This window comes from Micromonospora sp. NPDC050795 (assembly GCF_044456785.1).
Taxonomy (GTDB): Bacteria; Actinomycetota; Actinomycetes; order Mycobacteriales; family Micromonosporaceae; genus Micromonospora.
On sequence record NZ_JBITGE010000008.1, the window covers coordinates 134,946 to 154,378 of the forward strand.

The window sequence follows — 19,433 nt, forward strand, 5'->3', positions numbered from 1 at the left end:
CTCACCCCGTCGGCCCGGTGGTGGTGAGAGCTACCACCGGGCCGAGGACGAAGACGGCGGGTGGGCCGACGCCCTCCCGGGCGGCGACAGCGCCGATCTCGTCCAGCCGGGCGGGCACCGATCGCTGGTCGGGCAGCCCGGCGTCCTGCACGGCCAGCACCGGGCTCTCCGGGGCACGACCGTGCTCGATCAGCACGCTCGCGATCTTGGCGATGGTGTCGACGGCCATCAGCAGCACGACGGTGCCCCGGGCCCGGGCCAGCGCCGCCCAGTCGACGAGCGAGTCGGGGTGCCCGGGCGGCAGGTGCCCGGACACGACCGTGACGTCGTGCGCCACGCCCCGGTGCGTCACCGGCACGCCGGCGAGGGCCGGCGCGGCGAGCGCGCTGCTCACCCCGGGCACCACCGTCACCGGCACGCCGGCCGCCACGCAGGCCTGCACCTCCTCGTGGCCGCGCCCGAAGACGTACGGGTCACCGCCCTTGAGCCGGACCACGCGGCGGCCGGCCTTGGCGTGCGACACCAGTGCCTCGTTGATCGCCTCCTGGGCCATCGACGGGCCACGGGGCACCTTCGCGGCGTCGACCACCAGCACGTCGGGGCGCAGCCCGGCGAGTAGCCCCTGCGGGGCGAGCCGGTCGACCACAACGACATCAGCGGCGTCGAGCAGCGCCTTCGCGCGTACCGTGATCAGGTCGTCGGGCCCCGGCCCGCCGCCGACCACGGCAACCGAGCCGTGCCCGTGGTCGTGGTGGTCGTGGTGGTCGTGCCCGTGATGGTGATGGTGGTGACCCACCGGGTCGTCGGGGTGGTCGTGCGGGCGTTGCGGACGACCCACCTTGTCCGCGAAGCCGGGCATCAGCACCCGGTACGCGCAGGTGTCGCAGTTCATCCTGATGTCCCCGCCCAGCGCCTCGGCGTACCGCTCCAGGACGAGGTCGGCGAGGGCGTCACAGTCACCGATCACCTCGGCGACGCGGACGTCCAGGTCGGGGTGGGCGGCGGCGAACTCCGCCGACTGGGCGACGATCCGGTCCGGCAGCACCCCGGCGAACAGGAAGTACGGTGCCACCACGATCCGCCGCGCACCGAGGCGGCGCAGGCGCTCCAGCACGGCCGGCACCGACGGCTGCGCCAGGGAGATGAACCCCGGCTCCACGCCCGCGTAGCCGCGTCCCTCCCAGAGCAGCCGGGCGACCTTGGCGACCTCGGCGTTGGCGTCCGGGTCGGTGGACCCCCGCCCGATCAACGCCACCCACGTGCCGGACCGGTCGGCACCAGCCGGCTCCGTGCCGGCCCGGTCGGCACCGGACAGGGCGGCGTCGATGCGTTGTTCGAGGGCTTCGTGCAGCAGCGGGTGGGGGCCGAGCGGACGTCCGTAGCGGTAGCTCAGCCCGGGATGACGCTGCTGCTCCCGGGCCATCGCGGCGGGGATGTCGCCCTTGCCGTGACCGGCGCCGGTGAGCACCAGCGGCAGCGCCACCAGCGCCCGGTGCTCCCGGGCGACGAGAGCGCCGACCGCGTCGGTCAGTGGTGGACGGGACAGCTCGATGAAGCCGCCCTCGACGTCGCCGATGTCACCGCGAGCGCGGACCCGCTCGACGAGAGCGGCGAACTGTTCGACCCCGGCCGCGCTGCGCGTACCGTGCCCGACGATGACCAACCCGGTCATGACTTCTCCTCGACGTAGAGCAGGGCGTTGAGGGCGGCGGCGGCGACCGCCGAGCCACCCTTCTCCCCCACGTTGGACACGGCGGGCAGGCCGCTGGCCCGCAGCGCCGCCTTCGATTCGGCGGCACCCACGAAGCCGACCGGCAGGCCCACCACGAGCGCCGGTGCGGCGTCCACCGTGAGCAGTTCGACAAGTGCGGTGGGCGCGCAGCCGACCACCCAGACCGCCCCGGGCCCGACCCGCTCCAGGGCGAGCCGGACGGCCGCCGCCGAGCGGGTGATCCCGGCCGAGCGGCCCAGCGCGGCGGCGGCCGGCTCGGCGACCGGGCAGACCAGTTCCAGGCCGGCCCGGGTGATGCCGGCGGCGACCATCGCCACGTCGGTGACCACGGGCGCTCCGGCGCGCAGCGCCGTCAGCCCCGCTTCCAGGGCGGCCTCGTCGCAGACCAGCTCGTCGACGTACGCGAGGTCGGCGCTGGCGTGCACCACCCGCTCGGTCACCGCGCGGGTCAGCGGCGGCAGGTGCGACAGGTCGACGCGCTCGCGCAGGATGCGGTACGACTCGGCCTCGATGGGGTGCACGACCCGGCTCATCGGGCTCCTTCACAGGGGTCGGGCTCGACGACGCGGATCGCTTCGACCGGGCAGATCTCCAGGCACTCCAGGCAGCCGGTGCACCGGTCGTCGCGGACCGTGAGGCCACCGGCGACCGGTCGGATCGCGTGGGTGGGGCAGGTGAGTAGGCACGCGCCGCAGCCCTGGCAGGCGTCGATCGTCACGAACGCCACCGGTACCCCCGGGGTGTGACCATCCGGCCGGCGACCAGCCGCGTGTCGCTGCTGCCCACGACCACGACGCTGTACATGTCGACGATCGCCGGGTCGAGTGTGGCCACCGTGGCGAGGTGCACACGTTCGCCGGGGCGGCTGGCGTTGCGCACCACGCCCACCGGGGTGTCCGGTGACCGGTGCGCGGCGAGGATGCCGAGCGCCTTGCCGAGCTGCCAGTCGCGGGCCCGGCTGCGCGGGTTGTAGAAGAGCGTCACGAAGTCGCCCTCGGCGGCGGCGGTGACCCGCCGCTCGATGACGTCCCACGGGGTGTGCAGATCGGACAGGCTCACATAGGCGTGGTCGTGGCCGAGGGGCGCGCCGAGCAGCGCCCCGGCAGCGAGGGCGGCGGTGACCCCGGGGACGCCCACCACCTCGATCCGCTCGTCGGCGTACTCCAGGGCGGGGCTGGCCATCGCGTACACCCCGGCGTCACCGGAGCCGATCAGCGCGACCGCCCGGCCGGCGGCGGCCTCGGTGACGGCGGCGCGCGCCCGCGCCTCCTCCGCGCCCAGCCCACTGGAGAGCACCCGGGTGCCGGGGCGGAGCACGTCGCGGACCTGCTCCAGGTACTGGTCGAGGCCGACCACCACGGCGGCGCGACGTAGCTCGGCCACCGCGCGCGGGGTGCGCAGATCGGCGGCGCCCGGCCCGAGGCCGACGACGGCCAGCCGGCCGCGTGGCGCGTGCCGGGCCACCGCGACGGTGGCCATCGCCGTCGCGGTCTTCCCTACCAGCAGCGTCGCGTCGTCGGCCCGGCCGTCCGGGCCGAGCAGGGCCGCGGCCTCCGCCACACTCGGCGTGCCGACCGCGGCCCGGACCACCTCGCTGGGGTGCGGCACGTCGACCGCCGCCAGCCGCGTCGCCGGCCAGGTCACCAGGGGTACGCCGAGCGCGTCGACGGTGCTGCGGATGCCCGCCTCGTCGGCCTTGATGTCGGCGGTGGCCAGGCAGCGCAGGCTCGCCGGGTCGAGGCCGGCCTCGGCCAGCACCCGGTGCAGCAGCTCCGCCACCTCGGCGGCGGGTACGCCCCGACTCGCGCCCACGCCGGCGACCAGCGACGGCGGCCGCAGCACGGCGGTCCGCTCGTCGGGCGACACGACCCGGTCGGTGACCAGCAGCCGGTACCCGTTGTCCGTCGGGTCCTCGTCGGCCGCGCGCACGTTCGGGGGCAGGGCGGGTAGCGGCCAGTCGGCGTCGGCGATCAGCCGGACCGGCTCGCCGTCCAGGATGGCCCGGGACACCGCGGCGACAGCGCCCTGCACGGGCCAGCCGAGGGTGTCCAGCCCCGGCAGGTCGACCGCGTCGGTGGCGGTGGTGATCACCGGTCGGGCGTCCAGGAGGGCGGCGACCCGCTCGGCGAGGGCGTTGGCCCCACCGGCGTGCCCACCGAGGAGCGCCACCGCGTGCCGGGCCGCCTCGTCGACGACCACCACCGCCGGGTCGGTGCGCTTGTCGTCGAGCAGCGGCGCGACGATCCGTACCACCGCCCCGGTGGCCAGGAACGCGATGACCGCGTCACACCCGGCCCAGGCGGTCCGCAGCGCGTCGGCGACGGTCTCCCCCTCGACCAGCCGGGCGTGCGGCCAGGCGGCGGTCACTGTGTCGGCGTGTCGGCGGCCGGCGGCGGTGGCCGCCACCAGGCCGATCCGGGCGGGCGGGTTCGGTTCGGTCACTGGCGCTCCCCGGTGAGGACGACCACCGGGTTGGTGGCCGCGAGGCGGATCGACCCGCCGGGCAGGTCGGCGAGGCGGGCGGCGGAGAGCTGGCTGCCCTCGACCGTGTAGCCGGCGGCGCGCAGCAGACCCACGGACGGTGCGACCCGGTCCAGTGCGGCCAGGGTGAGCACCACCCGCTCGGGTTGGCGGGCCACCACGGCGGTGAGGACGTCGACACCGCCACCGCCGACGAAGACCGCGTCGGGCTCGGGGAGGCCGGCCAGCGCCGCCGGGGCACGTCCGCTGACCAGTCGGACGTGCACGGCGTGCGCGGCGGCGTTGGCCCGGATGGTGGCACCGGCGTCGGCGTCCTGTTCGACGGCGAGCACTGCCGCGCCGAGCAACGCGCACTCGATGCCGACCGAGCCGCTGCCCGCACCGATGTCCCAGATCAGCCGGCCCAGTCGGGGGCGCAGTCGGGCGACGACGAGGGCGCGCACCTCCGACTTCGTGATCATGGAGTCGCGGTGGGCGTACCGGTCCTCCGGCAGCGCCCAACCACCGGCCGGCGCGGCGGCAGGCTGGTTATCGGCGCGCATACCGGCCGTACCTCGGTCAGGCGGGACGTCCGCGGACCAGGCGGGCGCGGCGTCAGCGGGCGCGGACCAGGCGGGCGCGGGGTCGGCGAGGCTGAGCAGGACGTGCGGGTCGGCCCAGGTCTCGGCGGCGGCCTGCTCGGGGGTCACCGCGCGGATCCGTTCGGCGGCGGTGCCCAGGTGCTCGGCGACCACCAGGCGGCGGGACCAGCCGATCAGGCCGGCGCCCAGCTCGGCCGCGCCAGCGCCGGGCGCGGTGAGCACCGCTACCAGTGGCAGCGCCCGGCAGGCGTTCAACGCCGGGCGCGGATCGCGGCCGTGCGCGCTGACCACGGCGGCGCCGTCCCAGGGCAACCCGGCGCGGGCGAAAGCGGCGGCCACACTGGACACCGCCGGCACCACCCGCAGCGGCAGCCCGGCCGCGCGCAGCCGCCGGACGATGCCGAACAGGCCGGGATCGCCGCTGGCCAGCACCACGGCCGGCACCCCGGCGTCGACGGCCTCGGCGAGGCGGCGCAGGGCGGGGGCGAGCGGCCCGAGGGCGATGGTGTCCGCGCCGGCCGGTACGGGCACCGCGGCCAGGTGCCGGGCGGCCCCGACCACCAGCCCGGCGGTGGCTAGCACCGGTGCGAGCGCGGGGTGCGGGGGTGCGCCCGCCGCGTCCAGGCCGACCACTGACACGGCGGTCACCGGGGCGGGTGGCGTCGCCGAGGCCATCCGTGTCATCGGGGCCACCGGCCGGACGAGGCGACGACGTGCGCTCCGGCGAAGTCGACCATCGCCACGTCCACGGTCACCGTGGGCCCGGCGAAGCGCCGCAACACCGCCTGGACCCGCTGGCAGAGCAGGTCGCCGGCCGGGGCGAGCAGCCCGGCGGCCTCCCACAGCTCGTACGCGTGTCGCCCGGTGTTCGCCTCGGTCACGGCGGCGACGAGCGACGGGTCGCCGCCGGCCTCGGCGGTCACCGCGCCGAGCAGGGAGAGGTCCACCTTGGAGCGGGTGTAGTGGGTCATCAGGATGCCCGCCGCCAGTTTGGCGAGCTTGCCGGCCATGCCGACGAAGACCACACCGGTCATGGCGTCACCCACCGCGGCGGTCACCGCGGCCCCGGTGAAGTCGCCGACCTCGACGAAACAGACCTCGGGCAGGTCGGGCAGGAGCGTACGGGCGGCCCGCTCGGTACGCCCACCGGTGCAGAGCACCACTGTCGGCTCGCCCTGGGCGGCCATCACGTGCACGGCCTGCACGACGCTGGCCCGCCACGACGCGGTGGAGAAGGGGCGGACGATCCCGGTGGTGCCGAGGATCGAGATGCCACCGAGGATGCCGAGGCGACGGTTGGTGGTCTTGCGGGCCATGATCTCGCCCCGGGGCACGCTGATCACCACCCGGACTCCGACCTCGCTGAGGTCGACCACCTCGGCCACGGCGTCGCCGATCATCCGGCGGGGGGTGTCGTTGATCGCCGGGCCGCCGACCGCGAGCCCGAGGCCGGGTTTGGTGACCGTGCCGACACCGGCACCGCCGGCCAGCCGCAGGCCGGGCACGTCGGTCCAGTTCACCGTGGCGGTCAGCTCGGCGCCGTGGGTGACGTCCGGGTCGTCCCCGGCGTCCTTGACCACCACCGCCTCGGCCCGGACCGGTGGGGTGCCGGTCACCTCGCAGCGCTCGACCGGGAACCGCACCCGCTGACCGGCGGGCAGGCCGATCTCCACCTCCTGCTGGGTGCTGCCGGTGACCAGGGCGGTGACCGCGGCCTTCGCCGCCGCCGTCGCGCACGCGCCGGTGGTCCAGCCGGTCCGCAGCGCGGTGGGCCGGACCTTCGCGGTACGCGGCAGGTCCGGCTCGCGCAGCGGCGGCTCGGCGTACGTCATGGTGTGTGCCCCGGTGCGGCTGTCCCCCCGGTGCGGGTGCCGGTCTGACGGCGCAGCTCGGCGCGGGCGGCCGGCTCGGCCCGGCGGAAGGTGTGGAAGTGCCCGGGGTGGTACAGGTGCGAGCGGGTGCCCTCGGCGGCGAGGGCCGGGCCGACCAGGAAGAGGGTGTGCTTCCACAGCTTGTGCTGCTTGACCGTCGCCTCCAGGGTGCCGACGGTGCAGCGCACCACCAGTTCGTCGGGCCAGGTCGCCTGGTACGCCACCACGGCCGGGGTGTCGTCGGGGTAGCCGCCGGCCAGCAGCTCGGCCTGCACCTGCCCGGAGCGGGCGGCGGAGAGGAACAGCGCCATCGTGGTGCCGTGCCGGGCGAAGTCCCGGACCCGCTCGCCGGGCGGCATCGGGGTCTTGCCGCCTTCGAGGCGGGTGAGGATGACCGACTGGGCCACCTCGGGCACTGTGAGCTCCCGCCCGATGATCGCCGCGACGGCGGTGAACGAGGACACCCCGGGCACGATCTCGACAGCCAGGTCGAGCGCCCGGCACAGGTCCAGTTGCTCCTGCACCGCGCCCCACAGCGCCGGGTCTCCGGAGTGGATCCGGGCCACTGTCAGCCCCTGCTCGGCGGCGCGCTGGTAGAGCGGCAGCACACCCTCGATGGGCAGCTGCGACGAGTCGACGATCTCCGCGTCGGGGCGGGCGTGGTCGAGCACGTCGGCGTGCACCAGGCTGGCCGCCCAGATCACGATGTCCGCCTCGGAGATCACCCGGGCGGCCCGCAGGGTCAGCAGGTCCGCCGCCCCCGGGCCGGCTCCGACGAACCACACGGTGCCGTCGCTGGTCACAGCTTTCCTCCTCGGTGCTCGCGGCGGGCCGGAACCAGCAGCGTCGACAGGTACGGCAGGTCGTGCCCGGTGTCGTCGACCGGCCCGACGCGTTCGCTGGGGAGCCCCAGGTCGCGTCCGAGCACGGCGTCGGCGAGGCGACCCTGCCGGCGTAGCTCGGCGAGCAGTTCCGGGTGCCGCCGCCAGCCCTTGTAGACCACGACGGTGCCCGGCCCGGCGAGAGCGTCGGCGAAGAGCGCCAGGCCCGCGGTGGCCGGGAGCAGGGTGAGCGGTTCGCGTCCCTCACAGAGCGGGGTGCCGCTGCGCGCCGCCAGCTCCTGCATGGCGGTGACGCCGGGCACCGTCGCCACCCGCACCGCCGGGCACAGCGCGCGGACACTCTGGGCCAGGTAACCGAAGGTGGAGTAGACGTTGGGGTCGCCGATGGTGGCGAACGCCAGCGACCGCGCGCCCGCGTCGATCGCCTCGACCACCACCCGCGCGGCGTCGTCCCAGGCCGCCGCCCGGCGCGGGGTGACCCCACCCCGGTCGTCGAGCGCGAACGGCAGCCGGCGCAGCCGGTCCGTCGTGACGTGCTCCCGCACTGTCGCCTCGGCCCGCCCGGCGTCCGCACCCGGCGGCGTCGCGCCGGCGGTCGCGGTGGGCGCGACCCGGTCCGCCATCACGGGCACGAAGACCAGGTCGGCCTCGCGCAGCAGCCGCACCGCCTTGACGGTGAGCAGTTCCGGGTCGCCCGGGCCGACGCCGACCCCGGTGAGCGTGGCGCTCATCGGGCCGCCTCGACCAGTCGGCGGGCCGCGTCCGGGTGACCGGCCCAGTGGGTGTGCAGGTAGGAGGCGTGCACCCGGCCGGCCACGAAGCCGTGCGGGGTGTCGTTCCACTGCCACGCCGGCGCGTCGCCGTACCCCGGGTCGGTGGTGGTGCGGTGGAACTCGTGGCCGCGTACCGGCTCGCCGGCGCGTGCCACCGGGGAGTCGGTGACGGCCGTCGCCTCCCGGTAGCCGAGGGTGAGCCGGTCGGTCATCCGGGCGGTCAGGTCCAGCCGACCGCACATCGGTACGCCGTCCAGGGACCGCCCGAGGTAGAGCAGCCCGGCGCACTCGGCCACGATCGGCCCGTCGAAGTCGGCCAGCTCGGCGCGGAGCGCGGTGTTGTCGGCGAGCGCCTGCGCGTACGCCTCCGGGAAGCCCCCGCCGATCACCACCGCCCGGGTGCCGGTGGGCAGGGCCGGGTCACGCAGCGGATCGACGGTGACGACGTCCGCGCCGGCCGCGGTGAGCAGTTCGGCGGTCTCCGCGTACGAGAAGGTGAAGGCCGGGCCACCGGCGAGCGCGACCCGTGGTCGCCCGACGCCGGCCGGCCCGCCGACGGCGGCGACCGGGTCCCACACCGGGGTGGTCAGCGGCGGGGCGGTCCGGGCCAGGTCGAGCACGGCGTCGAGGTCAACAGTGGCCTCGACCAGCTCGGCGAGCGCGGTGACGATCGCGACGGATTCGGGTGCCCGCTCGGCGACCGGCACCAACCCGAGGTGCCGGGCCGGCGCGGCCACCTCGGCGGCGCGGGTCACCGCCCCGAGCACCGGTACGCCCACCTCGGCGAGGGCGTCGCGCAGCAGCGTCTCGTGCCGGGGTGAGCCGACCCGGTTGAGGATCACCCCGCCGATCCGTACCGCCGGATCGAAAGCGGCCATGCCGAGGGTCAGCGCGGCGGCCGACCGGCCCTGCGCGGTGGTGTCCAGCACCAGCAGCACGGGTGCCTCGATCAGCCGGGCGACGTGCGCGGTGGAGGCGAAGTCGCGGCGGCCCACCGCGCCGTCGTGCAGGCCCATGACGCCCTCGACGACGGCGATGTCGGCAGGCGTGGGGACGCTCGCGCCGTGTCGCAGCAGGGCGGCGATCCGGTCGGCTCCGACCAGGAACGGGTCGAGGTTGCGCCCTGCCCGCCCGGCCGCGAGGGCGTGGTAGCCGGGGTCGATGTAGTCGGGGCCGACCTTGTGCGGGCTGACCGTCAGGCCCCGCCGGCGCAACGCGGCGAGCAGCCCGGTGGCCACCGTGGTCTTGCCGTGGCCGCTGGCCGGTGCGGCGACCACCACCCGGGGCAGCGCCCAGTGCGCGCTCACCACTCGATGCCCTTCTGGCCCTTCTGGCCGGCGTCCATCGGGTGCTTGACCTTGGTCAGCTCGGCGACCAGGTCGGCGGCGGCGACCAGGCGCGGGTCGGCGTCCCGGCCGGTGATCACGACGTGTTGGAAGCCGGGGCGGTCGGCCAGGGTAGCGACGACCTCGTCGACGTCCACCCAGCCCCACTTCATCGGGTAGGTGAACTCGTCCAACACGTACAGCCCGTAGCGCTCGGCGGCCAGGTCACGCTGGATCTGCCGCCAGCCCTCCAGGGCGTCGGCGGCGTGGTCGGCGTCGCCGCCGCGCTGGATCCAGGACCAGCCCTCGCCCATCTTGTGCCAGGCCACCGGCGCGCCCTGGCCGGTGCGCTCGTGCACCTCGCCGAGCGCCCGGAAGGCGTTCTCCTCCCCCACCCGCCACTTGGCGCTCTTGACGAACTGGAACACCCCGACCGGAAGACCGGCCGTCCAGGCCCGCAACGCCAGCCCGAAGGCTGCCGTCGACTTCCCCTTCATCTGCCCGGTGTGGACGATCAGCAGTGGCCGGTGCCGCCGCTGCCGGGTCGTCAACCCGTCCTGCGGCACCGAACTCGGCTGTCCCTGCGGCATCAGGCCGTCCCCCGTCCCGCGGCCACTCCCGTGCCCGCCTCTTCCGCGATCTTGCAGTTTCTGTTGGTCATATGCGCACTTCGCCCTCTATGCCGCGACAGGAAGTGCAAGATCGCGGGGGGCGGGGTGGGTGAGGGCTTCCAGGGGGGTTCGGGGGGCACTCAGCTGGGTGGCCAGGCGGGCGGCCAGGTGCAGGCGGACCGGACCCGTCTCGCAGTCGACGACCACGCACGGGGCGCCGGTGGCGGCCAGGACCGCTGCCGCCGCTGCCGCCCGGTCCAGCGGCCGGGTGCCCGCCGTGGCCCTCCCGTCGGTGACGATGAGGACCAACGGACGGCGCTTCGGGTCGCGCAGGCGTTCCACCCGCAACAGGTCCGCGGCGGCGAGCAGCCCCTCGGCCAGCGGCGTACGCCCGCCGGTCGGCAGCTCGGCCAGCCGGGTCGAGGCGGCCAGCACCGACGAGGTCGCCGGCAGCAGGGTCCGGGCGCCAGCGCCCCGGAACGCGATCACCGCGACCTTGTCCCGCCGCTGGTACGCGTCGGTGAGCAGGGCGAGCACCGCGTCCTTCACCGTGGCCATCCGCTGCCGCGCGCCCATCGAGCCGCTCGCGTCCACCACGAACAGCACCAGGTTGCCCTCGCGCCCCTCACGAACCGCCTCGCGCAGGTCGTCCCGGCGCAGTCGCAGCGGACCGGTGAGCCGACCCCGGGCCGCCTGGTGCGGCGCGGCGGCGCGGACCGTGGCCGGCAGGTGCAGCGCGCCGACCCGACCCGCCGGTACCCGGGCGCCGGTGGTGCGACCCCGCCCGGTGCGGGCCCGAGACCGTCGGCCCGGCACCCCGTCACCCAGGCCGGGCGCGGTGAGCACCCGCGCCTTCAACCCACCCCGGGGTACGGCCAGCGGCTGGGACTCCCCGCCGCGGGTCGGGTCGTCGGCACCTGTCGCCGAATGCCCGCCACCGCGCGGGCGCGAGTCCCTGCCGTCGTCACCCCGATCGGCCTGCTGGTGCTGCGGCCAACCGTCGTCGTCGCCCCGGTCGCCCGGCTGGCGCTGCGGCCAGCCGTCCGGCCCGTCGCTGCCAGCGCCATCACGCGCGGTCGGGTGCTCCGCCGAACCCGATTCACCCTGATCGACGCCGTCGCCGCTGCGGTCGCCTCCCTGCGGGCCACCGCCCTGTGGTCCGCCCCCGTTCGGGCCACCGCCACCGGCCGGGCCACCGCCCTGCGGGCCGCCGTCCGGGTCAGTGTCGTCGGGGCCGCGGTCGTCGGGGCCGGCGTCGTCCGGGTCGTCGGGGTGGGCGTCCTGGGCGCGCTGCAACGCCTCGTCGAGGCGCTTCTCGTCCAGCCCCGGGGTGTCGAACGGGTCGCGGCGGCGGCGGTGCGGCAGGGCCAACCGGGCCGCCACCCGGACGTCGTCGATGGTGACCCGGTCCCGGCCGTGCCAGGCGGCGTGGGCGAGGGCGGTACGGGCGGTGACGATGTCGGCCCGCATCCCGTCCACGTCGAACGCCGCGCACACCTCGGCGATCTGCCGCAACGCGGCGTCCGGCAGTCGTACCCCGGGAAGCCGGCGGCGGGCGGCAGCCACCTGGTCGGCGATCTCAGCGTCGGCGTCGGCCCAACGGGCGGCGAAGCCGACCGGGTCCGCGTCGGCGGCCAGCCGGCGGCGGACCACCTCGACCCGGATCTCCGGGTCCCGGCTGGCGCCCACCTCCACTGTGAGCCCGAACCGGTCGAGCAGCTGCGGGCGCAGCTCCCCCTCCTCCGGGTTCATCGTGCCGACCAGCAGGAACCGGGCCGCGTGGCTGACCGAGACGCCCTCCCGCTCGACGTGGCTGCGGCCCATCGCCGCCGCGTCGAGCAGCAGGTCGACGAGGTGGTCGTGCAGCAGGTTGACCTCGTCGACGTAGAGCACACCCCGGTGCGCGGCGGCGAGCAGGCCCGGCTCGAAGGCGCGTACCCCCTCGCCGATCGCCTTTTCCAGATCCAGCGCACCGACCACCCGGTCCTCGGCGGCGCCCACCGGCAGCTCGACGAGGCGGGCCGGACGGGTCTCGGCGGCGACGTCGGCGGGGTGCGGGCCGTCCGGGCAGGCCGGGTCGGGCTCGGCCGGGTCACAGCCGAAACGGCAGCCGGCGACCCGCCGCACCGGGGGCAGCAGCGCGGCGAGAGCCCGCACGGCGGTGGACTTGGCGGTCCCCTTCTCACCCCGGACCAGCACCCCACCGATCGCCGGGGAGACCGCGTTGAGCAGCAACGCCAGCCGCATGTCGGCCATGCCGAGGACCGCGCTGAACGGGTAGGTCGTGGTCACGGTCATGCCCGGTCCTCCAGGTCGCCCTCACTGGCCAGGTACGTGTCGCGCAGCCGGTCCAGGGTGGCCGGCTCCGGCTTGGCCCACAGCCCCCGGTCGGCGGCCTCCAACAGGCGTTCGGTGATGCCGCGCAGCGCCCACGGGTTGGACTGCTCCAGGAACTCCCGGGTGGTCTCGTCGAAGAGGTACGCGGCGGCCAGGTGCTCGTACATCCAGTCGTCGACCACACCGGCGGTGGCGTCGTAGCCGAACAGGTAGTCCACTGTGGCCGCCAGCTCGAACGCGCCCTTGTAGCCGTGCCGGCGCATCGCGGCGATCCACTTCGGGTTGACCACCCGGGCCCGGAAGACCCGCCGGGTCTCCTCACCCAGCGTGCGGGTGCGCACGTCGTGCGGCATCGCCGAGTCACCCACGTACGCCTGTGGCGACGTGCCGGTGAGGTGGCGGACCATCGCCACCATTCCGCCGTGGTACTGGAAGTAGTCGTCGGAGTCGACGATGTCGTGCTCACGGGTGTCCTGGTTCTTCACCGCCACCGCGATCCGGGCGAACGAGCGCTCCATGTCGGCGCGCGCCTCCCGCCCGTCCAGGCCCCGGCCGTACGCGTAGCCGCCCCACACCGCGTACACCTCGGCCAGGTCGGCGTCGCTGCGCCAGGTCCGGGCGTCGATGAGGGGCAGCAGCCCAGCGCCGTACGCACCGGGCTTGGAGCCGAAGATCCGGGCGGTGGCCCGCCGCTCGTCGCCGTGCTCGGCGAGGTCGGCGGCCACGTGCGCCCGCAGGTAGTTGTCCTCGTCCGGCTCGTTCAGGGCGGCGACCCGCCGCACCGCGTCGTCGAGCAGCGCCACCACGTGCGGGAACGCGTCGCGGAAGAAGCCGGAGATCCGCACTGTGACGTCGACGCGCGGGCGGCCCAGCTCGACGGTCGGCACCACCTCGATGCCGGTCACCCGCCGGGACCTGTCGTCCCAGACCGGCCGGCAGCCCAGCAGCGCGAGCACCTCGGCGATGTCGTCGCCCTGGGTGCGCATCGCGCTGGTGCCCCAGACGGTCAACCCCACCGAGCGGGGGTACGCGCCGGTGTCGGCGAGGTGCCGGGCCAGCAGTGAGTCGGCGAGGGCCACCCCGACGTCCCAGGCGTTGCGGCTGGGGATGGCCTTCGGGTCGACGGAGTAGAAGTTGCGGCCGGTGGGCAGCACGTTGACTAGGCCCCGGGTGGGTGAGCCGGACGGGCCGGGCGGCACGAACCTGCCGTCCAGCGCCCCGAGGGTGTTGGTCAGCTCGTAGGTGGTCCGGTCCAGTCGGGGCACCAGCTCGGTGGCGGCGAAGTGCAGCACCGCGGCGACGTCCGGCATCGACCGACCGGTCACCTCCGTCACCACGGCGTCGATGGTGTCCACGGCCCAGTCCAGGGTCTCCATGCCGACGACCAGCCGCCGGGCGAGGGCCTCGATCAGGTCGATCGCGTCGGCGGCGGTGCCGGCCGGGCCGTCCACCACGTCGGTCAGCGCCGCGGGCAGTGCCAGTCGCTGTCCCGGCGACGCGAGCAGTTCCTGCTCGTCGAGGGAGTACGCGACGGCGAGGGCCTGTCGCAGGCCGGGCAGGGCGCGGGCGCCGCCCCAGATCTGCGGGGCGCGCAGCACCGCGAGGACCAGGTTGACCCGGGGCTCGCCGGTGGGCGCGTCGGCGAGGATGTGCAGCCCGTCGCGGATCTGCACGTCCTTGACCTCGCACAGGTACCCGTCGAGGTGCAGCACGAAGTCGTCGAAGTCGTCCGCGTCGGGCATCGCCTCGGCGTGCAGGTCGTGGTGCAGCTCGGCGGCGCGCACCAGGTCCCAGATCTGGGCCCGTACGGTGGGCACCTTGGCCGGGTCGAGCGCCTGCACCGTCGCGTACTCGTCGAGCAGTTGTTCCAGTTTGGCCAGGTCGCCGTAGGTCTCGGCGCGGGCCATCGGCGGGACCAGGTGGTCGACGACCACGGCGTGCGCCCGCCGCTTGGCCTGGGTGCCCTCGCCGGGGTCGTTGACGATGAACGGGTACACCAGCGGCAGGTCGCCGAGGACCGCGTCGGGCGCGCAGTCGGCGGCCAGCCCGAGGCCCTTGCCGGGCAGCCACTCCAGGGTGCCGTGCTTGCCCAGGTGCACCACGGCGTCCGCGCCGAAGCCGCCGTCCGCGACCGGCGCGGTCAGCCAGCGGTACGCGGCCAGGTAGTGGTGACTCGGCGGCAGGTCCGGGTCGTGGTAAATGGCGATCGGGTTCTCCCCGAAGCCGCGGGGCGGTTGGATCAGCAGCACCACGTTGCCGAAGCGCAGCCCGGCGAGCACGATGTCTCCGCCCTCGGTGTAGAGCTCGCCCGGCGGCTCACCCCAGTGCTCCCGCATCCGCTCGCGCAGCTCGGCCGGCACCTGGTCGAACCACCGCTGGTACGTCGGCCCCGGTATCCGGGCCTCGGCCGCGGCCAACTGCTCCGGGGTGAGCCACTCCACGTCGTGACCACCGGCGGCGATCAGCGCGTGGATCAGCGCGTCGCCGTCGTCGGGCGGCGGCGCGTCACCCAGGTCGTAGCCGGCCTCGGCCAACGCGGCGAACAGCCGGACCGCCGACGCCGGGGTGTCCAACCCGACGGCGTTGCCGACCCGGGAGTGCTTGGTGGGGTACGAGCTGAGCACCACGGCGACCCGCTTGTCGGCGTGCGGTACGTACCGCAGTCGGGCGTGGCGTACCGCGATCCCGGCGACCCTCGCGGCCCGCTCTGGATCGGCGGCGTAGACCGAGAGCCCGTCCGCGTCGATCTGCTTGAACGAAAACGGCACTGTGACGATCCGGCCGTCGAACTCGGGGATGGCCACCTGCATGGCGGCGTCCAACGGGGACAGGCCGGCGTCGCTGTCGGCCCACTGCGCGCGGGTGCTGGTGAGGCAGAGCGCCTGGATGACCGGCACGTCCAGGGCGGCCAGGGCGCCGACGTCCCAGGCGTCCTCGTCGCCGCCACCGGAGGCGTCGGCGGCGACCGCGCCGCCGGCCGCGAGGACAGTGACCAGCAGCGCGTCACAGCGGGCGAAGAGCCCGAGTGGTCCGGCGCCCGCGGTCAACCCGCGCAACGAGCCGCAGAAGATCGGCAGCGGGTTGCCGCCGGCCTGGCGGACCGCGTCCGCGAGCACGTCGACGAATCCGGTGTTGCCGGCGAGGGCGTGCGCCCGGTAGAAGACGATTCCCACTGTGGGCCGGTCCGGGTCGGCGGGGTGGTCGCCGTGCACGCCGTACGCCGGGGTGGGCGCGGGTGCGGCGAACCCCTCGCCAGTGAGCAGCACCGTGTCGGAGAGGAACCGGGCCAACTGTCCGAGGTTGTCCGGGCCGCCCTCCACGAGGTACGCCAACGACTGGGTGACGACCCCGGACGGCACTGTGGAGATGGCCATCAGCTCCGCGTCGGGCAGCGCCTCACCGCCGAGCACGACAGTCGGCACGCCGGTGTCGAGCACCGCGGCAAGACCGTCCGGCCACGCCTGCCGACCGCCGAGCAGGCGTACGACGACGAGGGCGACACCGTCGAGCAGGGCGGGCACCTCCTCGGCGGCGACTCGGGCGGGGTTGGCCAACCGGTAGTCGGCACCGCTGGCGCGGGCGGCCAGCAGGTCGGTGTCGGCGGTGGACAGCAGCAGGATGCGCACGGCAGGCTCCGGAGAGTGACGCCCTGGCCGCTACGGAGGCGACCTGGGCGATGCGGGTGGGTACGGCGTCAGCCGGTACGACGGCCCGGGCGAACGGCGTACCGACGCATGGGTCGGGGCCGGTCAGCGCCGGGCGATCAGCTCAGCGGTGCCGGTGTCCGGTGTCCTTGGAATGCACTGCCTGCAGCGCAGCACGACGATAGTCGTCGATGAATGAGACGCCGTGCGTCATCGGGTCCTCCTCGGGTGTCCACGCCCTGGGGTACATCCCGACGGCCGAAGTATCCTGGCTTCCGGATCGACGCTCTCCCCCGGCCTTCCAACCGCAGACACACGGCCGTGACTCACGAGGGGGGATCGCTCCCCGGTGACAGTGGCGGGACCGCGTCGGATTCGCACCGACTTCCTTCACTGCCGTCAGGCCGCGAATGCTGCCACACCGCCGCGCTGCCGGTCAACGCGGACCCCACCGCCACCGGACCACGCTGACCGCATCGACCTGCGGAAATATTGGCGCGCGGGTGATGCCACTCGTCGCAGAAGCGGGCTGGGCGGATTGTTGGTCGGCCTCTCGGACCGGCCCGTGGCGAGGGCGGAGTGGTCACGCGGCCCCTGTGGAGCTGATGTCGTAGACGATTCAGCAGCACCAGCTCCCGGTCCGCGCCTCGTCAGACGCCACGCGCGACAACCGACACCGGTCGACGCCCCGATCAGCGGGCGTGGCGTTCCGGGTGGGCCCGGCTCCAGGTCCGCATCCGTTCCGGGTAGCCGGTGCGCCCGGCCTCGTACAGCGGCACCGCGTGCTTGCGGGCAATCGCCCCCGCCGCCCTGGGCGTACCGGTGCGCCGGCGGATCCACTCACCGTCGTGGGCGATCGCCACCACCGTGGTGTCCGTCGCCGTGGTCTCCGGCTCCAGGTAGAACTCCACGCCCCGCCGGCTGGCGACGAACGCCTCCAGCGCCGCGAGGTCCTCGCGGGTCGCCTCCCGGTCCAGCTTCGTCGGGGTCGCCTCGGCACCCCGTGACCGGCGACTGAACCAGCTCATGACCAGCCCCCTCTCCTCGACACCTCTCCCAGTGCACCACCAAATCCTGGCAATACGCTGCACGGCGGATGGGAGCAACCTGACCCACGCCGGGTGGAACCCGCGGCGGGTGGGCGGTGTCATGAGTGTGATCCGAACGGAGGCTCCCCTGGACGACGAGACGCTCGTCACCCGCGCTCGGGCAGGTGACCTGGAGGCGTACGACCTCCTGGTCGCCCGGCACACCGCGTCCGCGTACCGGACCGCGGTGCTGCTCGGCGCGGGCTCGGACTCCGAGGACGTCATCCAGGAGGCGTTTGTGAAGGCGTACCGGAAGCTGTCCCGCTACCGGGGTGACGCGTCCTTCCGGTCGTGGCTGCTCGCGATCGTCGCGAACGAGACCCGCAACCTGCACCGCTCCCGTGGCCGGCGCGACGGGCTCGTCCTGCGGGCGGCGGCAGCGGACCCGAGGTCTGAGATCACCGAGGACGACGCGGTCGCCGCGGTCCTCGCCGGGGAGCGCCGGAGGTCGCTGGTGCAGGCGCTGCGGCAACTGCCAACGCGGGACCGCGAGGTCATCGTCTGCCGGTTCTTCCTCGACCTCACCGAGGAGGAGACGGTGTCGGCTCTGGGCTGGCCCCGGGGCACCGTGAAGTCGCGTACGTCCCGGGCGCTGGCGAAGCTCCGCGGCCTGCTCGACAGTGCGGAGGTCCGGCATGGGTGATCTCGAACGGGAACTGCGCGACCTGTCCGCCTGGCTGGAAACACCCGATCCGCCCGACGTGACCGCCCGTGTCCGCGTACGACTGGACACGCCCGCGCCCCGGCGGCGCCGGTGGCGGTCGCTCGCCGTGGTGGCGCTCGTCGCCCTGCTGGTGGCGCTGTTGCCGCCGGCGCGGGCCGCCATCGCCGACGCCGTCACGGGGCTGCTGCGCTTTGCCGGGGTCAGCATCGCCACCTCACCCGCCCCGATGCCGCCCGGCGGCACCGCGTCGCCGTTGCCCGGGCAGCGGACCGTCGCCCTGGCCGAGGCCCAGCGGGCGGTGCGGTTTCCGATCCGCGTGCCGGCGAAGCTGGGCCCGCCCGAACAGGTACTGGTCGCCGACCCGGACGCCACAGGACGGTACCGGGTGGCGACGCTGCTCTACGACGGAGGCGCGCTGCGCGTCGACGCGTTCGACGGTCACCTCGACCTGTCCTTCCACAAGGAGATCACCCCGCCGGGCGCGGACTGGGTCCAGGTGAACGGCGACTTCGCCGTCTGGGTCGACGGCCCACACGTGTTGTCCTACGTGGACCGGGCGGGTGGGATCCGCAGGGAGACCGCCCGACTTGCCGCCTCGACCCTGATCTGGCAGGACAACGACGTGAGCTACCGGCTTGAGGGGGCTCTCACCAGGGCCGAGGCGATCGAGGTCGCGCGCTCACTGGGCTAGTGCGCGTTCGGGTCCCAGTCCGCGAGCTGCTCCATCGGCTTGGTGTCACCGGTGGTTTCCAGGCCGTCGAGCGGGACGCGCTCGTAGAAGTAGAGGATCATTTCGCTCGCTGCGCCTCGCATCGCCATGTCGCCCGGCTCCGCGTCGGCGGCGAGGTCGTCGCAGCGGACGCCGTCGGCGTTGAGGGTCAGGCGCCAGGAGCGGCCCTCGGTCGCGTGCAGGTCGATGGTCGCCGGCTCGAACGGCCAGGGGACGGTCGTCGCCGCGACGGTCGTCAGGAACTCGTCGACGCCCTCGACCGCGACGTCCGTCGGCAGCGGCTGTGCCGCCCCCTGGGTGAGCTGGGCGTCGTAGGTGTGGACGGCCAGTTCCTGAACCTGGTGCCGGGCCACGGCTCCGCTGGTCTGCGGGGCCTGCGAGCGGCCCCACCAGGTCCAGCAGCCGCGGTCCGGGCCCGCCTCGCGCAAGGCGTCGAGCATGAGCTCGGTCGACTCGGCGAGCCAGGCGTCGAGGGCTTCGCGGTTGCGGGGCGCGGTCGGGGCGCCCTTCGGGTCCGTCCTCGTCGGGGGCTCGGCGCCCGGGCCCGCCGCGACGATGGCGGCCTGGCGGCGGCGGCCGTCGCCGAGGTGCTGCGCCAGTTCGCGCAGCGTCCAGTCGGGGCAGGTCGGGACCTGGACGTCAAGGTCTGGGGCGGACGCGATCGCGGCGCGGAACGCCGCCGATCGATCTTCGATCAGCCGCAGGACCTCGGGGAACTCCACAGTGTTCGGCACCCCGGTTGTGTACCACCGCG

At 74.9% G+C, this 19,433-nt stretch carries 16 protein-coding genes and 1 riboswitch; of the genes, 2 read left to right on the plus strand and 14 right to left on the minus strand.

Features of this window, described 5'->3' with window-relative positions; translation table 11 throughout:
* Position 1 precedes the first annotated feature (1 nt).
* The 13 genes from cobA to ACIBEF_RS09820 all read right to left on the minus strand — a co-directional run bounded on the left by cobA (position 2) and on the right by ACIBEF_RS09820 (position 17,225).
* Positions 2 to 1,672, minus strand: a complete 1,671-nt coding sequence (gene cobA / locus ACIBEF_RS09760) for a uroporphyrinogen-III C-methyltransferase (protein WP_396792682.1) — start codon at positions 1,670 to 1,672, stop codon at positions 2 to 4.
* Positions 1,669 to 2,265 (minus strand): precorrin-8X methylmutase, encoded by a 597-nt coding sequence (locus tag ACIBEF_RS09765; protein ID WP_396792684.1) that lies wholly within the window; start codon positions 2,263 to 2,265, stop codon positions 1,669 to 1,671. The genes cobA and ACIBEF_RS09765 overlap by 4 nt, the downstream gene beginning before the upstream one ends.
* Positions 2,262 to 2,459 (minus strand): 4Fe-4S binding protein, encoded by a 198-nt coding sequence (locus ACIBEF_RS09770; RefSeq protein ID WP_396792686.1) that lies wholly within the window; start codon positions 2,457 to 2,459, stop codon positions 2,262 to 2,264. The genes ACIBEF_RS09765 and ACIBEF_RS09770 overlap by 4 nt, the downstream gene beginning before the upstream one ends.
* Positions 2,447 to 4,174, minus strand: coding sequence for a precorrin-3B C(17)-methyltransferase (gene cobJ, locus ACIBEF_RS09775; RefSeq protein WP_396792688.1), 1,728 nt, complete (start codon positions 4,172 to 4,174; stop codon positions 2,447 to 2,449). The genes ACIBEF_RS09770 and cobJ overlap by 13 nt, the downstream gene beginning before the upstream one ends.
* Positions 4,171 to 5,478 carry a precorrin-6y C5,15-methyltransferase (decarboxylating) subunit CbiE gene (cbiE, locus tag ACIBEF_RS09780; RefSeq protein ID WP_396792690.1) on the minus strand — a complete coding sequence of 436 codons (1,308 nt, stop codon included), beginning with the start codon at positions 5,476 to 5,478 and terminating at the stop codon, positions 4,171 to 4,173. The genes cobJ and cbiE overlap by 4 nt, the downstream gene beginning before the upstream one ends.
* Positions 5,475 to 6,626 (minus strand): cobalt-precorrin-5B (C(1))-methyltransferase, encoded by a 1,152-nt coding sequence (locus ACIBEF_RS09785; RefSeq protein ID WP_357203863.1) that lies wholly within the window; start codon positions 6,624 to 6,626, stop codon positions 5,475 to 5,477. The genes cbiE and ACIBEF_RS09785 overlap by 4 nt, the downstream gene beginning before the upstream one ends.
* The gene (gene cobM / locus ACIBEF_RS09790) at positions 6,623 to 7,468 is read right to left on the minus strand and encodes a precorrin-4 C(11)-methyltransferase (protein WP_396792692.1); all 846 of its coding nucleotides are present in this window, start codon (positions 7,466 to 7,468) and stop codon (positions 6,623 to 6,625) included. The genes ACIBEF_RS09785 and cobM overlap by 4 nt, the downstream gene beginning before the upstream one ends.
* Entirely contained in the window at positions 7,465 to 8,238 is a 774-nt protein-coding gene (cobI, locus tag ACIBEF_RS09795; RefSeq protein WP_396792694.1) for a precorrin-2 C(20)-methyltransferase, read from the minus strand. Before cobI ends, cobM begins: the two co-directional genes overlap by 4 nt.
* Positions 8,235 to 9,590: a cobyrinate a,c-diamide synthase gene (locus ACIBEF_RS09800; protein WP_396792695.1), complete on the minus strand. Its 1,356-nt coding sequence runs from the start codon at positions 9,588 to 9,590 to the stop codon at positions 8,235 to 8,237. Before ACIBEF_RS09800 ends, cobI begins: the two co-directional genes overlap by 4 nt.
* Positions 9,584 to 10,195: a cob(I)yrinic acid a,c-diamide adenosyltransferase gene (gene cobO, locus ACIBEF_RS09805; RefSeq protein ID WP_355007415.1), complete on the minus strand. Its 612-nt coding sequence runs from the start codon at positions 10,193 to 10,195 to the stop codon at positions 9,584 to 9,586. The genes ACIBEF_RS09800 and cobO overlap by 7 nt, the downstream gene beginning before the upstream one ends.
* 87 nt (positions 10,196 to 10,282) lie before the next feature.
* Complete coding sequence (locus ACIBEF_RS09810) at positions 10,283 to 12,514, minus strand: magnesium chelatase subunit D family protein (RefSeq protein WP_396792698.1); 2,232 nt, start codon at positions 12,512 to 12,514, stop codon at positions 10,283 to 10,285.
* Positions 12,511 to 16,179: a cobaltochelatase subunit CobN gene (gene cobN, locus ACIBEF_RS09815; RefSeq protein WP_396792700.1), complete on the minus strand. Its 3,669-nt coding sequence runs from the start codon at positions 16,177 to 16,179 to the stop codon at positions 12,511 to 12,513. Before cobN ends, ACIBEF_RS09810 begins: the two co-directional genes overlap by 4 nt.
* A 279-nt stretch (positions 16,180 to 16,458) precedes the next feature.
* A riboswitch (cobalamin riboswitch) is annotated at positions 16,459 to 16,588 on the minus strand.
* A gap of 301 nt (positions 16,589 to 16,889) precedes the next feature.
* Entirely contained in the window at positions 16,890 to 17,225 is a 336-nt protein-coding gene (locus ACIBEF_RS09820; RefSeq protein ID WP_357227379.1) for a hypothetical protein, read from the minus strand.
* A gap of 121 nt (positions 17,226 to 17,346) precedes the next feature.
* Between ACIBEF_RS09820 and ACIBEF_RS09825 the strand changes: the two genes are divergently transcribed.
* The gene (locus ACIBEF_RS09825) at positions 17,347 to 17,928 is read left to right on the plus strand and encodes an RNA polymerase sigma factor (protein WP_396792701.1); all 582 of its coding nucleotides are present in this window, start codon (positions 17,347 to 17,349) and stop codon (positions 17,926 to 17,928) included.
* On the plus strand, positions 17,921 to 18,640 hold the full coding sequence (locus ACIBEF_RS09830) for a hypothetical protein (RefSeq protein ID WP_396792702.1): 720 nt from the start codon (positions 17,921 to 17,923) through the stop codon (positions 18,638 to 18,640). The genes ACIBEF_RS09825 and ACIBEF_RS09830 overlap by 8 nt, the downstream gene beginning before the upstream one ends.
* Here the strand turns inward: ACIBEF_RS09830 and ACIBEF_RS09835 are convergent.
* On the minus strand, positions 18,637 to 19,413 hold the full coding sequence (locus ACIBEF_RS09835) for a maleylpyruvate isomerase family mycothiol-dependent enzyme (protein WP_396792703.1): 777 nt from the start codon (positions 19,411 to 19,413) through the stop codon (positions 18,637 to 18,639). The genes ACIBEF_RS09830 and ACIBEF_RS09835 overlap by 4 nt on opposite strands.
* Positions 19,414 to 19,433: the final 20 nt, after the last annotated feature.

Bases quoted from the DNA above. Each gene is read 5' to 3' on its own strand.
- ACIBEF_RS09785 (WP_357203863.1), bottom strand. From the start codon at position 6,626: ATGACGTACGCCGAGCCGCCGCTGCGCGAGCCGGACCTGCCGCGTACC.
- ACIBEF_RS09820 (WP_357227379.1), bottom strand. From the start codon at position 17,225: ATGAGCTGGTTCAGTCGCCGGTCACGGGGTGCCGAGGCGACCCCGACG.
- ACIBEF_RS09810 (WP_396792698.1), bottom strand. From the start codon at position 12,514: ATGACCGTGACCACGACCTACCCGTTCAGCGCGGTCCTCGGCATGGCC.
- ACIBEF_RS09825 (WP_396792701.1), top strand. From the start codon at position 17,347: ATGAGTGTGATCCGAACGGAGGCTCCCCTGGACGACGAGACGCTCGTC.
- ACIBEF_RS09765 (WP_396792684.1), bottom strand. From the start codon at position 2,265: ATGAGCCGGGTCGTGCACCCCATCGAGGCCGAGTCGTACCGCATCCTG.
- cobI (WP_396792694.1), bottom strand. From the start codon at position 8,238: ATGAGCGCCACGCTCACCGGGGTCGGCGTCGGCCCGGGCGACCCGGAA.
- cobA (WP_396792682.1), bottom strand. From the start codon at position 1,672: ATGACCGGGTTGGTCATCGTCGGGCACGGTACGCGCAGCGCGGCCGGG.
- cobO (WP_355007415.1), bottom strand. From the start codon at position 10,195: ATGCCGCAGGGACAGCCGAGTTCGGTGCCGCAGGACGGGTTGACGACC.
- ACIBEF_RS09830 (WP_396792702.1), top strand. From the start codon at position 17,921: ATGGGTGATCTCGAACGGGAACTGCGCGACCTGTCCGCCTGGCTGGAA.
- cbiE (WP_396792690.1), bottom strand. From the start codon at position 5,478: ATGACACGGATGGCCTCGGCGACGCCACCCGCCCCGGTGACCGCCGTG.